Below are 13,364 nucleotides of genomic sequence, written 5' to 3'. Positions count from 1 at the left end.
CACCGGCAGGCTGGCGATGACCGCCCCGGCCATCAGCAGGTCGTAGCGGATGCTGTTGGCACCCTGGAAGTTGCCCAGGCCCGCCGGCAGGGTCAGGGACTCCGGGCTGAGCAGGACGTAGATCGGCCAGAGGAAGTCGTTCCAGTTGGTGAGGAACGACAGCAGGAAGAGCGTCACCAGGGCGGGACGGGCCAGCGGGAGGACGACGGTGGTGAAGATCTGCCAGCGGTTGCAGCCGTCCAGCTCGGCCGCCTCCTCCAGCTCACCGGGGAGCGTCAGGAAGAACTGCCGCAGGAAGAACACCCCGAACGCGCCCGCCGCGGCCGGGACGATCACGGCGGGAAGGCTGTCGACCCAGGCGAGCTCGTTGACGATGAGGAAGTTGGGGATCAGCAGCACCACCGGAGGCACGAACAGCGTCGCCACCACCACGGTGAAGATCGTGCCGCGTCCCCGGAACCGGAGCCTGGCCAGCGCGTACGCGGCCGGGGCCGCGGTGACCAGCACCAGCGCGGCGTGGCCGGTGGCGGCGGCGAGGCTGTTGACGAACCAGGTGAGGATCGGGCTGTCCTGGCTGTTCAGGATCTCCCGGTAGGCGTCGGTGGTGGCGGGGTCCGGGATCCACCGGGGCTCGGTGGACCCCGCCCCCTCGCGGGTCTTGAACGAGGTGGAGACCATGTAGACCAGCGGGCTGAGGTAGAGCGCCGCCACCACCGCGAGGACCAGGTGGAGCAGCGCCCGCCGCAGGCCGCGCATGTCACGGGTCATCGCCGGCTCCTGTCCCTGAAGGCCCCGAAGACCAGGGCGCTGGCCGCCATCAGGAAGGCGGCCAGGATGAAGCTCATGGCCGAGGCGGTGCCCATGTCGAACTGGCGCAGTCCGGTCTCGGCGATGAGGTAGATCGCGGTCTTGGTGCGGTCCGCCGGGGCTCCCGCGGTGATCAGGTAGGACTGTCCGAACATGTTGGCCGAGGCCAGGATCGTGGCGTTGACCACGAACACGGTGACCGGCCGCAGGCCCGGCAGGGTCACCGCGCGGAACCTGCGCCAGGCCGAGGCGCCGTCGACCATCGCCGCCTCGTGCAGCTCGCGCGGGATGTCCTGGAGCCCGGCGAGGAAGATCACCGCGTTCAGGCCCAGCGTCCACCACACGGTCACCCCGACCAGGGCGATCCAGACGGGAGGCTCGTCGGTGGTCCACTGCACGTCGAGGCCGAGGTAGTGGTTGACCAGGCCGATGTTGCCGTCCAGCAGGAACCGCCAGAGGAAGCCGACGACCGCCACGCCCAGCACGTAGGGCGCGAAGTAGACGGCCCGGTAGAGGTTCCGCCCCCGGAAGCGGCCGTTCATCAGCAGCGCCGCCAGCAGCGGCAGCACGATCAGCAGGGGGACCGAGAACAGGGTGAAGATCCCGGTCGCCCGCATCGCGGTCCAGAAGCGCCCGCCGTCCACGCTGCCGGGGTCGAACAGGTCGGCGTAGTTGCCCAGCCCGACGAACGGCTTGGCCGGGAGGTTGATGTCCCACTCGTGCAGGCTGGTCCAGAAGCCGAAGCCGATCGGCAGGATCATGAAGACGGAGAACAGGAGCAGGTAGGGCGTGAGGAAGGCGTACGGCGTCCACCACCGCATCCTCCTGGCGGCTCCCGCCGGGGCGGCGGGGGCCGCCGCCCCGGACGGGCTCTTGGGCCGGGACAGCACGCTCATCCACGCCTCCCGGGAACCGGGCGGATGACCGGCGCCCGCGCGGGCGCCGGCCGTACCGGGGTCACCGGCCGTACTTCCGCTTGTTGTCGGCCAGGAGCTTGTCGGCGGTGGCCACGCCCTCCTTCAGGGCCTCGGCCGGGCTCGCCTCCTTGAGCACGGCCTTGGCCACCGCGAGCTCCAGCGCCTTGGACTGGACGTCGCCGACGCCGGGCAGCGCGGGCAGGAAGTGGAAGATGCCCACGTCCTTGGCCATGCCCACCTGGGGGAGGTCGGCGACGGCGGGGTCCTGCCGGGCGGAGTTGCGGGCGGGGATCATCCCGGCCTTGGCCCACTCGGTCGACTGGCGGCTCATGGAGTCGATGAAGAACTTCGCGGCCTGCACCTTGTTCGGGTCCTTGCCCGCCTGGGAGGTGAGCACGAAGTTGTGCGAGGCGCTCCACACCGCCGGGGTGCCGCCGATGTTCGGCACCGGGGACAGGCCCCACTCCAGGGACTTCGCGTTGGTCTTCAGGTCGTTGATCTGCCAGATACCGTCCCAGGTGAAGCTGACCTTGTCGTTCTTGAACGCGGCGTACTGGGTGTCGATGGCGACCTTGGCCGGGCTGTAGCCCTTGTCGATCTGCTCCACCATCCAGCCCAGCGCCTGCGCGCCCTGGTCGGAGCCCCACAGCGCCTTCGCGCCGTCCTCGCTGTAGAGCTCGCCGCCGTGCTGCCAGAGCAGGGACATGAACATCAGGTGCGCCGGCCACTTGTTCGGCATCCAGAACGGGGTGGCGATCCCGGCGTCCCTGAGCCCGGCCAGCGCCTTCTCGTAGGAGTCCTTGTCGGCGGGCGCCTCGGTCAGGCCGATCTTCTCCAGGTGCTTGCGGTTCCAGTAGTCGCCCAGGCTGTGCACGTCCAGCGGGACGCTGTAGCGCTTGCCGTCGAAGACACCGGCGTTCCACACCGCGGGGATGAAGTCCGCCTCGGTCAGCTCCAGCGCGCCGACCACGTCGTCCAGCGGGATGAGCGTCTGCCGGGCGGCGAAGGTCCCGATCCAGTCGTTGTGGATGACCGCCACGTCGGGGCCCTTGCCCGCGGAGATGGCCGTCGGCATCGCGGGGTAGAGGTCCTCCCAGCGCCGGGTGACGTTGCGGACCTCGATCCGGCCGGAGAACTCCTTGTTGAACGCCTCCACCATGGCCCGCATGTGCGGGCCGTCGCCGCCGGTGAAGCCGTTCCAGTAGTCCAGGGTCACCTTCGGCCCGGTGTACTCGCCGCCGGAGAACGTGGGCGCGGCCGAGGCGGGAGCCGAGGAGCCCGAGCCGATCTTCGTACCGCCTCCGCAGGCGGCCAGCGCGGCGGTGAGACCGGCGGCGCCGGTCAGGCCGAGGAAGGAGCGGCGGGAGAAGGAACTGGTCATGTCTTACTCCTGGGGGGCGAAGCGGACAATAGTCCATGAAGCTGGCGGAAGGGTAAGGGTGGCGCGGCGGCTCTCCACGCGGAGGCCGGTGCCGGGCCGCGGGACGACCCGCGCGGGGTCGGCGGCCGAGTTGCGCGCCGACGGATCGTCGTCGGCGAGCTCCAGGTGCTCCACCGCGACCAGACCGGCCGGGAGCGCGACGTCCAGCGCGCAGGGGCCGTGCCGGTCGCGGTTGACCGCGAACAGCGTGATCTCGCCGGTGGCCTCCCGGTGGGTGGCGGTGGCCCAGACCGCGGGCACCTCTCCGTACTTGCCCGTGGTGATGGCCGCGCACTCCGGCTCCACCCGGAGGACCTCCCCGCGGGCGTACCGGGCGGTCAGCGCGAAGGGGTGGAAGATCGTCTGCCGCCAGGCGGGACCGCCCGGCTCGGTCCTGATCGGCGCGATCACGTTGGCCAGCTGGGCCTGGCAGGCGACGCCCACCCGGTCGGCGTTGCGCAGCAGCGTGATCAGCAGGCTGCCGACCACGACCGCGTCGGTGACGTCGTAGTCGTCCTCGATCAGCCGGGGATGCTCGGCCCACTCCAGCGAGGACTCGCCGTGGAAGCGGCTCTGGTACCAGACGTTCCACTCGTCGAAGGAGAGCTTGATCTTCTTGCGGCTGCGCAGCTTGGCGCCCACGTGGTCGGCGGTGGCGGCGATCGAGCGGATCATGTGGTCCATGTCGGCGCCGCTGGCCAGGAAGGAGTCGGCGTCGCCGTCGGAGGGGTCGTAGTAGGCGTGCAGCGAGATGTAGTCGACCATGTCGTAGGTGGCCTCCAGCGTCTCGGCCTCCCACGCCCCGAAGGTCGGCATGCCGCTGTTGGAGCTGCCGCAGGCCACCAGGGACAGGTCCCGGTCGAAGCGCTTGAGCGCCCGCGCGGTCTCGGCGGCGAGCCGGCCGTACTCCAGGGCGGTCTTGTGGCCCATCTGCCACGGGCCGTCCAGTTCGTTGCCCAGGCACCACAGCCGCACGTCGTGCGGCTTGTCCGCGCCGTGCGCGCGGCGCAGGTCCGACAGGCGGGTGCCGCCCGGGTAGTTGGCGTACTCCACCAGCTCCAGCGCCTCGGCCACGCCGCGGGTGCCCAGGTTGAGCGCCATCATCGGCTCCACCCCGGCCTTGGCCGCCCAGGCCATGAACTCGTTGAGCCCGAAGGCGTTGCCCTCCAGGCTCCGCCAGGCCAGGTCCAACCGGGCGGGCCGCTCCCTGACCGGCCCGACGCCATCCTCCCAGCGGTAGTTCGAGACGAAGTTGCCGCCCGGATAGCGGACCAGGGTGACGCCGAGCTCCCGGGTCAGCTCCAGCACGTCGGTGCGGAAGCCGTCGGCGTCGGCCAGCGGGTGGCCGGGCTCGAAGACGCCGGTGTAGACGCACCGGCCCATGTGCTCGACGAACGAGCCGAAGAGCCGGGGCTCCACCGGGGCGATCCGGAAGGCGGGATCAAGGGTGAGACGAGCGGTGGCCGTCAAGACACGACCTCTCTGTTAACGCGGTGTTTCTTCCAGGTGGGTCAGTTTCTACAACGTTGTTCCAACGTTGTAAACAGGGTGCGCGGAGGTCGATACCGGGGCGTTACGATCGACCCCGTCGCAACGTGTACGGCTGGCCGCAGCCGTACGACCAGGGAGGTGAAGCGGGTGGGAACGAGCCTGCGTGACGTCGCGGACCTGGCGGGGGTTTCGGTGAAGACCGTCTCCAACGTCGTCAACGGGTACGCGCACGTCTCACCCGCCACCCGCGCCAAGGTGGAGGAGGCGCTGGCCCGGCTCGACTACCGGCCCAACCTGTCGGCACGCAACCTGCGGCAGGGGCGCACCGGCGTGATCGCGCTGGCCCTGCCCGAGCTCGACGCGCCCTACTTCGCGGAGCTGTCGCGGTTCGTCATCGACGCCGCGGCCGAGCAGCGGTGGCTGGTGATCATCGAGCAGACCGACGGGAGCCTGCAGCGCGAGCGGCAGATCCTGGACGGGGTCCGCGACCACCGGGTGGACGGCCTGATCTTCAGCCCCATCGCGATCGGCGCCGACGAGCTGGCGGCCCGCACCGACGACACGGCGCTGGTGCTGCTGGGCGAGCGCATCCACGACGGTCCGGCCGACCACGTGGCCATCGACAACGTCCGGGCGGCCCGCGACGTCACCGAGCACCTGATCGGGCTCGGGCGCACCCGCGTCGCCGCGCTGGGCGTGCAGGACAGCTCCGTCAGCGGTACGGCCCCGCTCCGGCTGGCCGGCTACCGCGAGGCGATGGCCGCGCACGGGCTGCCGGAGACGGTGGCCGCCGTGGAGCGCTACCACCGGGCCGACGGGTTCGCGGCGATGACCGCGCTGCTCACGGGAGACCGGCCCGACGCGGTGTTCTGCTTCAACGACCTGCTGGCCCTGGGGGCGATGCGGGCGATCCTCGCGTCCGGCCTCCGGGTGCCCGGGGACATCGCGCTGGCCGGGCTGGACGACATCGAGGACGGCCGCTACAGCACGCCGACCCTCACCACCGTGGCCCCGGACAAGAGCGAGCTGGCCCGGATCGCGGTGGACCTGCTCAGGCAGCGGATCGACGGCCGCTCCGGCCGGGCGCCGCAGGAGGTGCGGGCCGGCTACCGGCTCATGGTGCGCGAGAGCACCGCGTCCGGGCCGGGCCTGCCCGGCGGCGCCTGACCGCCCGGCCGGGAACGGGCCGGGCGCCGGGGGAGGGCCGGATCACGGGGGAGGCGTGGCCATCGCGGCCATGACGACGTCGGCGGTGACGTCCGGGCCGTTGAGCTCGGCGACGACGACCCCGTCCCGCAGCACGACGATGCGGTCGGAGCCCTCGACGAGCTCCTCCAGGTCGGAGGAGACGAGCAGCACGGCCAGGCCCTCCACGGCCAGTTCGTCGATGAAGGCCTGGACCTCGGCCTTGGTGCCCACGTCGATGCCCCGGGTGGGCTCGTCCAGCAGCAGGACCTTCGGGTTCATCGCCAGCCAGCGGGCCAGCAGCACCTTCTGCTGGTTGCCGCCGGACAGCTCGGCCACCCGCTGGCCGGGACCGGTGACCTTGATGCCGAGGCGCCGGACGAAGGTCTCGACGACGCGGTCGATCCGGTGCTCGGAGACGATGCCCGCCCGCGAGAGCCGGGGCAGGGCGGCCAGCGCGATGTTCTCCCGGACGGACAGGGAGGGGATCAGCCCCTCCGTCCGGCGGTTCTCCGGCAGCAGGTTGATGCCGGCGCGGATGGCGTTCCTGACCGTACGGCCCCGCACCGGCAGGCCGGCGACCGTCACCTCGCCCGAGTCCAGGGGCAGGGCGCCCGCGATGGCCTTGGCGGTCTCGCTCCGCCCCGAGCCGACCAGCCCGCCCAGCCCGACGACCTCGCCGGGCCGGATGGCCAGCGAGACGCCCTTCAGGTCGGGGGCCCTGACGAGGTTGGTCGCGCGCAGGACGGGGGTGTCGGCCGGTTCGGGGTGGGAGCCGGTGAAACTCGTGGTGCCCCGTTCGGCGATGTCGGCCGGGTTGCGGCCGAGCATCAGCGACACCAGCCGCAGGCGGTCGAGGCCGGCGACCGGGCCGGTGTGCACGACGCGCCCGTCGCGGAGCACGGTGACCCGGTCGCAGAGGCGGTAGAGCTCCTCCAGCCGGTGGCTGACGTAGATCACCGATCGGTCCTGCGCGCGCAGCCGGGCGATCGCCGCGAAGAGGGTCTCGACCTCCCGCGGTTCCAGCGAGGAGGTGGGCTCGTCCATGACCACCACCCGGGCGTCGGCCTGCACGGCCCGGGCCAGGGCGACCAGCTGCCGGACCCCCGGCCCGAAGGCGCCCAGCGGCCGGTGGACGTTCAGGCTCAGGCCGTACTCGCCCAGGATCTCCCCGCTCAGCCGCCTCATGGCCGCGAAGTCGATGAGGCCGAACCTGCTCCTGGGCTCGCGGCCGAGGAACAGGTTGCGCGCCACGCTCATCTGCGGGACGAGGTTGACCTCCTGATAGATGGTGGAGATCCCGGCGCGCTGGGCCTCCGGCGGGCCGGTGAAGCGCACCTCCTCGCCGTGCAGCCGGAGCCTCCCCGCGTCCGGCCGGTACACGCCGGTCAGCACCTTGACCAGGGTGGACTTGCCCGCGCCGTTCTCCCCGACGAGGGCGTGCACCTCGCCCCGGGCGAGGGAGAAGGAGACGTGGTCGAGGGCTCGGACGCCGGGGAAGTCCTTGACGATTCCCGCCGCCTCGACGACCCGGTCGCTGGCTGCCATATGCCCCTCCATGGATCGCTCCGGGGAGCGTGTCACGATGGTGAACGAGGAATGAAACGATTCCGTAAAGAAACGAAAGGAGTTTCGATCACAGTCGGACAGGGAGGGCTAGCCGCGCGCCACGTGGAGGCGCACGCCGCGTGAGGCCAGGTCGTCCAGCACCTCCCGCGAGGCGCCGTCGTCGGTCACCAGGTGCGTGATCTCCTCGGTGGGCACGGTCTGGACCATGGTGTCGATGCCGATCTTGGTGTGGTCGGCGAGGACCACCACGTCCTCGGCGGCCCGCGCGATCGCCCGGTCGACGCTGGCGACCTGGAGGTTGGGGGTGGACAGGCCGCGTTCGGCGGTCAGCCCGTTGCCCGAGATGAAGGCGCGGCGCACCCGGAGCCCGGCCAGCGCGTGCTCGGCGGGGCTGCCCACCAGCGCGTGGATGGAGCCGCGCAGCGTGCCCCCGGTCATCACCACCTCGATGCGGGGGCAGTCGGCCAGCGCCTGGGCCACCAGGAGCGAGTTGGTGACGACGGCGAGCTCGCTGTGCCTGGTCAACCGGCGGGCGAACGCCTGGGTGGTGGTGCCGGCCCCGATGGCGATCGCGTCGCCGTCCTCGACCAGGGAGGCCGCCAGGTCGGCGATGGCGGTCTTCTCGGTGCCGGACAGCTGGGTCTTCTGCGAGTAGGTCGGTTCGCGGGAGAGCTCGCCGGGCAGGGTCGCCCCGCCGTGGTGGCGGTCGAGCAGGCCCTCTCCCTCGAGTATCCGCACGTCGCGGCGGACGGTGACCTCGGAGGACCCGACGGCCCGGGCGAGGTCGCGCAGGGAGACGGCGCCGTTGGCGCGCACCAGGTCCAGGATGCGCTGGCGCCGTTCGGCGGCGAACACCGGCCGGGTGCCCTCTGCCGTGTCGTGCGTCTTCCCGTCCGTCACTGTCTGCTCACCCCGCGACTCGTGCTGATCGGCTCCGATCATAAGGAGCCCGGGTTACGGATGGGTGACATGGCCGCCGGAGGCGGAGAACTCGGCGTTCCGGCTGCCTTCCCATGACCTTCGATCGCAACCGATCGTTATCTGTCGTTCTCTGATCGATTTAGATCGAATGTGACCGCTAAGCGACCGTTTCTTTACTGCTTTGTTGCCGAGTTCTATCACTCTATGACCACCCAGCCAATGGTTCTCTTCCCCCAGGAGGACGGATGTCCCTGTCCGCAGGCCGTACCGCGCGTGCCGCCACGCTGCTCGCCGCCGCCGTGCTCGTCGTCTCCGGATGCGCGAAGTCGGAGAACACGGCCGCGTCGCCGGCGCCGGGCGGTTCGGACGCCCAGCAGCAGGTCGTGAAGACCCCCTCGGGTCCGGCCGGCGCGGGATGCACGATCGACCGGCACGGTGCGACCGCGTTCGATCTGAAGACCGCGGTGGTCGGCTTCTCCCAGTCGGAGAAGGAGGCCAACCCGTTCCGCATCGCCGAGACCCAGTCGATCAAGGATGAGGCAGCCAAGATCGGAATCGCCGACCTCAAGGTCACCAACGCCCAGTCGCAGTTCTCCAAGCAGATCAGCGACGTGCAGCAGCTCATCGCCCAGGGCGCGCAGCTGCTGGTGATCGCCCCGCTCAACTCCGACGGCTGGGAGCCGGTGCTCCAGCAGGCCGCGGCGAAGAAGGTGCCGATCATCACGATCGACCGGAAGATCAACGCCAAGCACTGCACCGACTACCTGACCTTCATCGGCTCGGACTTCGTCGAGCAGGGCAGGCGGGCCGCCGACCAGATGATCAAGGCGCTGGACGGCAGGGGCAAGGTCGCCATCCTGCTCGGCGCCCCCGGCAACAACGTCACCACGGAGCGGACCCAGGGCTTCAAGGAGCAGATCGCGGCCAAGGCCCCCGACATCGAGATCACCTTCGAGCAGACCGGGGAGTTCGCCCGGGAGAAGGGCCAGCAGGTCACCGAGCAGCTGATCCAGTCCAACCCCGACATCGACGGCATCTACGCGGAGAACGACGAGATGGCCCTGGGCGCGGTCACCGCGCTCAAGGGCGCGGGCAAGAAGGCCGGCGACGTCAAGATCGTCTCGATCGACGGCACCCGCGGCGCGGTCCAGGGCATCGTCGACGGCTGGATCTACGGGGTGGTGGAGTCCAACCCGCGCTTCGGCGCCCTGGCCTTCGAGACCGCCCAGAAGTTCCTGAACGGTGAGAGCATCCCGGAGAAGGTCGTCATCTCCGACCGCGAGTACGACGAGACCAACGCCAAGGACTCCGTCTCCCAGGCCTACTGACCCCGTCCGCCGGCCCGGGCACACGCGCCGCACCGGCGCGTGTGCCCCGTCACGCAGAAAGGAGCCCCGTGTCAGGCAGTCCCGTGCCGGGCGGCCCCGTACTCGAGGCCGACGGCGCCCTCAAGGTCTTCCCGGGGGTCACCGCGCTCGACCGCATCTCCTTCGCCCTGGGCCAGGGGGAGGTGCACGCCCTCGTCGGGGAGAACGGCGCGGGCAAGTCCACATTGATCAAAGTGCTGACCGGCGTCTACCGGCTCGACGCGGGTGAGATCAGGTACCGGGGCGAGCGGGTGGAGTTCGCCAGCCCGCTGGAGGCCCAGCGCGCCGGGATCTCCACCATCTACCAGGAGGTCAACCTCGTCCCGCAGATGAGCGTGGCGCGCAACCTGTTCCTCGGCCGCGAGCCCAGGAGCAGGTTCGGCCTCATCGACTTCGCGGGGATGCGCGAGCGGGCCTCGGAGATCCTGCGCGGGTACGGCGTGCGCTCGGACGTGCGCCGGCCGCTGGGCTCCCTCGGCCTCGGCGCACAGCAGATGGTCGCCCTGGCCCGGGCCGTCCAGGCCGACGCGCGGGTCGTCATCATGGACGAGCCCACCTCCTCGCTGGAGCCGCGCGAGGTGGACAAGCTGTTCCGGACGATCGCCGAGCTGAAGGAGCAGGGCCGTTCGGTGGTCTACGTCAGCCACCGGATGGAGGAGCTCTACCGCCTCTGCGACCGGGTCACCGTGCTCCGCGACGGGCGCGTCGTGCACACCGGCCCGCTGGCGGAGCTGGAGCGGCTCCGGCTGATCTCGCTGATGCTCGGCCGGAACCTGGCCGAGGTGGCGGCGGAGGGCCTGACCAAGTTCGGCGGGAGGCACCACTCGCACGCCGCTCCCGTGCTGCGGGCCACCGGGCTCAGCCGCAGGCACGTGCTCGACGGCGTGTCGCTGGCCGTACGGCCCGGCGAGATCGTGGGCCTGGGCGGGCTGCTGGGCTCCGGCCGCAGCGAGACGGCGAAGGCGATCGCCGGCGCCCTGCCGCTCGACTCCGGAGAGGTCGCCGTGGCGGAGAAGCCGGTGCCGGGCGGATCGGTCGCCGCGGCCATCCGCGCCGGGATCAACCTGCTGCCCGAGGACCGCAAGGCCGAGGGCATCATCCCCACGCTCTCGGTGCGGGAGAACATCGTGCTGGCGGCCCTGCCGAGGCTCTCGCGCGCCGGGATCGTCTCCGAGGGCGACGTCGACCGGGTCGTGGAGACGTTCATGCGCCGCCTGCGGATCAAGGCCGCGGGTCCCGGCCAGCGGGTGGCCGAGCTGTCCGGCGGCAACCAGCAGAAGGTGCTGCTGGCCCGGTGGATGGCGATGAACCCGAAGGTCCTGCTGCTGGACGAGCCCACCCGGGGCATCGACGTCGGGGCCAAGGCGGAGGTCCAGACGCTCATCGACGAGCTGGCGAAGGAAGGGCTGGCCGTGCTGCTGATCTCCTCCGACCTGGAGGAGCTCGTCGAGGGCTCCGACCGCGTCGTGGTCCTGCGCGACGGAGCGGTCGTCGGCGAGCTGAGCGGCGCAGAGGTGACGGAAGAGAAGATCATGGCCGCGATCGCGGGAGAGAACGATGACTGACACCGTCCTGCGCAGGGGCGCGGCCGGCCGGACCCGGGTGATCGCCTGGCTCCAGGAGTACGGCGTGTACGCGGCGGTCGTCACGCTGTTCGCTTTCAACGCGGTGTTCACCCCGCACTTCCTGGCCGTCGACAACTTCCGCACCCAGCTCGTCCAGGTCGCGCCGATCGTGATCGTCGCGCTCGGGATGGCGCTGGTGATCGGTACCGAGGGCGTCGACCTGTCGGTCGGCTCGGTGATGGCCCTGGCCTCCGCCGTGGTGGCGCTCTACCTCGGGTACGGCGCGCTGCCCGCGATCGCCATGGCCGTCCTCGCCGGAGCGCTGATCGGCGGGGCGGGCGGCGCCCTGGTGGCCGTCGTCGGAGTGCAGCCGATCGTCGCCACGCTCGCCCTCCTGGTCGGCGTGCGGGGCCTGGCCAACGTGTTCCTCCCGCAGCTGCGGGAGTTCACCAACCCGACCCTCGTCGCGCTGGGCAGCGACTCGCTGGCCGGCGTGCCGATCGTGGTGATCGTCGCCGTCGTGCTCACCGCCGCCGTCGCGTTCCTCGTCAAGCGGACCACCTTCGGGCGGCAGCTCGTCGCCGTCGGCGGCAACCGCGAGGCCAGCAGGCTCTCCGGACTGCCGGTCCGCCGGGTGCTGCTGACCGTCTACGTGCTGTCCGGCATGCTCGCCGCAGTCGCCGGCGTACTGGCCACTTCACGGCTCCAGGCCAGCGACCCCACCTCGCTCGGGCTGTTCATGGAGCTGTCGGCCATCACCGCGGTCGTGGTCGGCGGCACCCCGCTGACCGGAGGCCGGGTCCGCGTGCTCGGCACCGTGATGGGCGCGCTGCTCATGCAGCTGCTCCAGGCGACCCTGATCAAGCACAACCTGCCCCAGTCATGGACCCAGATGGCCCAGGCCGTGATCATCCTCGCGGCCGTCTACGCAGCGCGGGAGCGCCGGTGACCACGCAGACCACCCCGGCCCCGCCGGTGCCGGCCACGCAGACCTCCCGCGAGCGTGCGGGCCGCCTCTTCCAGCAGCACGGGGCGCTCCTCGTGCTCGCCGTGCTGCTGGTCGCCGGCACCGTCGCGTTCGACTCCTTCACCACGCCGGCCAACCTCGGCAACATCGCCACCGCCTCCTCGTTCCTGGCGATCATCGCGATCGGCATGACGTTCGTCATCATCTCCGGCGGCATCGACCTGTCCGTGGGCTCGCTCTTCGTGCTCGGCGGGGTGCTGGCGGCCTACGGCTCCCGTTACGGCGCGGCCGTCGCGCTGGCGCTGCCGCTCGTGGTCTGCGGGGCCTTCGGCCTGGTCCAGGGGCTGATCATCGCCAGGACCAGGATGGCGCCGTTCATCGTCACGCTGGCGGGCCTGCTCGCGGCCCGCGGCTTGATGCTCTCCCTGACCGACGAGGGCGCCACCACCTACCTGGTGGAGGACGACCTGTTCGCCCGCATCGGGCAGGGCGGCGTCTTCGACGTCGGCTACCCGTTCTTCGTCATGCTCCTGGTCCTCGCCGTGGCGGCGGTCTTCCTGCAGCGCACCGGGTTCGGGCAGAACGTCTACGCGATCGGCGGCAACGAGGACGCCGCCGCCCTCATGGGCGTCCCGGTGGCCCGCACCAAGGTCGTGGTCTACCTGGTCTCCGGCCTGCTGGCGGGACTGGCCGGCGCGCTCAACGCCGCCCGGCTCTCGTCCGGCGTGACGATCCTCGGCATCGGGCTCGAACTCGACGTGATCGCGGCCGTGGTGATCGGCGGGACGCTGCTCACCGGCGGCGCGGGCACGCTCGGCGGCACGATCGCCGGAGCGCTGCTCCTCGGCGTGATCCAGAACCTGATCAACCAGGTCGGCGGGCTGACCTCCTCCTTCCAGCAGGTGGTCAGCGGTGCGTTCCTCGCCGTCGTCGTGGTCACGCACCGGGTCCTCGGCCGGGTGCGTGAGGACACCTGACCCGCGCCGGAGCGCGCGGACGGGCGGCACGCGCCCCCTCCGCCCCTTAGAGAGCGCTCTCGGGTGCGGTTCCGGACCGGGCGGGATCCGAGGGTCTGGGAGGAGGGTGGAGCGGGGAAAGAGCTGGTGGGGCTCTTTCCCCGCCCCGCCTCCGCGGGCGGGTCGCCGGATCTCTTGA

The 13,364-nt window shown here is 71.2% G+C and carries 11 protein-coding genes; 5 read left to right on the top strand and 6 right to left on the bottom strand.

The window, feature by feature from the left end; translation table 11 throughout:
- The 4 genes from FHS22_RS26255 to arfA all read right to left on the bottom strand — a co-directional run.
- Positions 1-768: carbohydrate ABC transporter permease (locus FHS22_RS26255; RefSeq protein ID WP_184945805.1), on the bottom strand; the 768-nt coding region annotated here is incomplete at its 3' end.
- Complete coding sequence (locus FHS22_RS26250; protein ID WP_184945803.1) at positions 765-1,703, bottom strand: carbohydrate ABC transporter permease; 939 nt, start codon at positions 1,701-1,703, stop codon at positions 765-767. The genes FHS22_RS26255 and FHS22_RS26250, both read right to left, overlap by 4 nt.
- A gap of 61 nt (positions 1,704-1,764) precedes the next feature.
- Positions 1,765-3,105 carry an extracellular solute-binding protein gene (locus FHS22_RS26245; protein ID WP_184945801.1) on the bottom strand — a complete coding sequence of 447 codons (1,341 nt, stop codon included), beginning with the start codon at positions 3,103-3,105 and terminating at the stop codon, positions 1,765-1,767.
- Positions 3,106-3,108: 3 nt separating this feature from the next.
- Complete coding sequence (gene arfA / locus FHS22_RS26240; protein WP_184945799.1) at positions 3,109-4,614, bottom strand: arabinosylfuranosidase ArfA; 1,506 nt, start codon at positions 4,612-4,614, stop codon at positions 3,109-3,111.
- A 168-nt stretch (positions 4,615-4,782) separates the two neighbouring features.
- Between arfA and FHS22_RS26235 the strand changes: the two genes are divergently transcribed.
- The gene (locus FHS22_RS26235) at positions 4,783-5,802 is read left to right on the top strand and encodes a LacI family DNA-binding transcriptional regulator (protein WP_184945798.1); all 1,020 of its coding nucleotides are present in this window, start codon (positions 4,783-4,785) and stop codon (positions 5,800-5,802) included.
- Between the two features lie 42 nt (positions 5,803-5,844).
- Here FHS22_RS26235 and FHS22_RS26230 read toward each other — a convergent pair whose 3' ends face one another.
- Positions 5,845-7,368 carry a sugar ABC transporter ATP-binding protein gene (locus tag FHS22_RS26230; protein ID WP_184945796.1) on the bottom strand — a complete coding sequence of 508 codons (1,524 nt, stop codon included), beginning with the start codon at positions 7,366-7,368 and terminating at the stop codon, positions 5,845-5,847.
- 108 nt (positions 7,369-7,476) lie between these two features.
- Entirely contained in the window at positions 7,477-8,289 is an 813-nt protein-coding gene (locus tag FHS22_RS26225; RefSeq protein WP_338047955.1) for a DeoR/GlpR family DNA-binding transcription regulator, read from the bottom strand.
- A 266-nt stretch (positions 8,290-8,555) separates the two neighbouring features.
- Here FHS22_RS26225 and FHS22_RS26220 point away from each other — a divergent pair, with 266 nt between their 5' ends.
- The 4 genes from FHS22_RS26220 (at position 8,556) to FHS22_RS26205 (ending at position 13,186) form a co-directional block, all read left to right on the top strand.
- Positions 8,556-9,638 carry an ABC transporter substrate-binding protein gene (locus FHS22_RS26220; protein ID WP_184945794.1) on the top strand — a complete coding sequence of 361 codons (1,083 nt, stop codon included), beginning with the start codon at positions 8,556-8,558 and terminating at the stop codon, positions 9,636-9,638.
- Between the two features lie 68 nt (positions 9,639-9,706).
- Positions 9,707-11,242 (top strand): sugar ABC transporter ATP-binding protein, encoded by a 1,536-nt coding sequence (locus FHS22_RS26215; protein WP_338047954.1) that lies wholly within the window; start codon positions 9,707-9,709, stop codon positions 11,240-11,242.
- Positions 11,235-12,191 (top strand): ABC transporter permease, encoded by a 957-nt coding sequence (locus FHS22_RS26210; RefSeq protein WP_184945792.1) that lies wholly within the window; start codon positions 11,235-11,237, stop codon positions 12,189-12,191. Before FHS22_RS26215 ends, FHS22_RS26210 begins: the two co-directional genes overlap by 8 nt.
- Entirely contained in the window at positions 12,188-13,186 is a 999-nt protein-coding gene (locus tag FHS22_RS26205) for an ABC transporter permease (RefSeq protein ID WP_338047953.1), read from the top strand. Before FHS22_RS26210 ends, FHS22_RS26205 begins: the two co-directional genes overlap by 4 nt.
- The last annotated feature ends 178 nt before the right edge of the window (positions 13,187-13,364 follow it).

Source organism: Thiemannella venezuelensis (assembly GCF_014203605.1).
Taxonomy (GTDB): domain Bacteria; phylum Actinomycetota; class Actinomycetes; order Streptosporangiales; family Streptosporangiaceae; genus Planomonospora_A; species Planomonospora_A venezuelensis.
The sequence above is the reverse complement of the archived record's forward strand: the minus strand, read 5'-3'. Positions and strand labels throughout refer to the sequence as shown.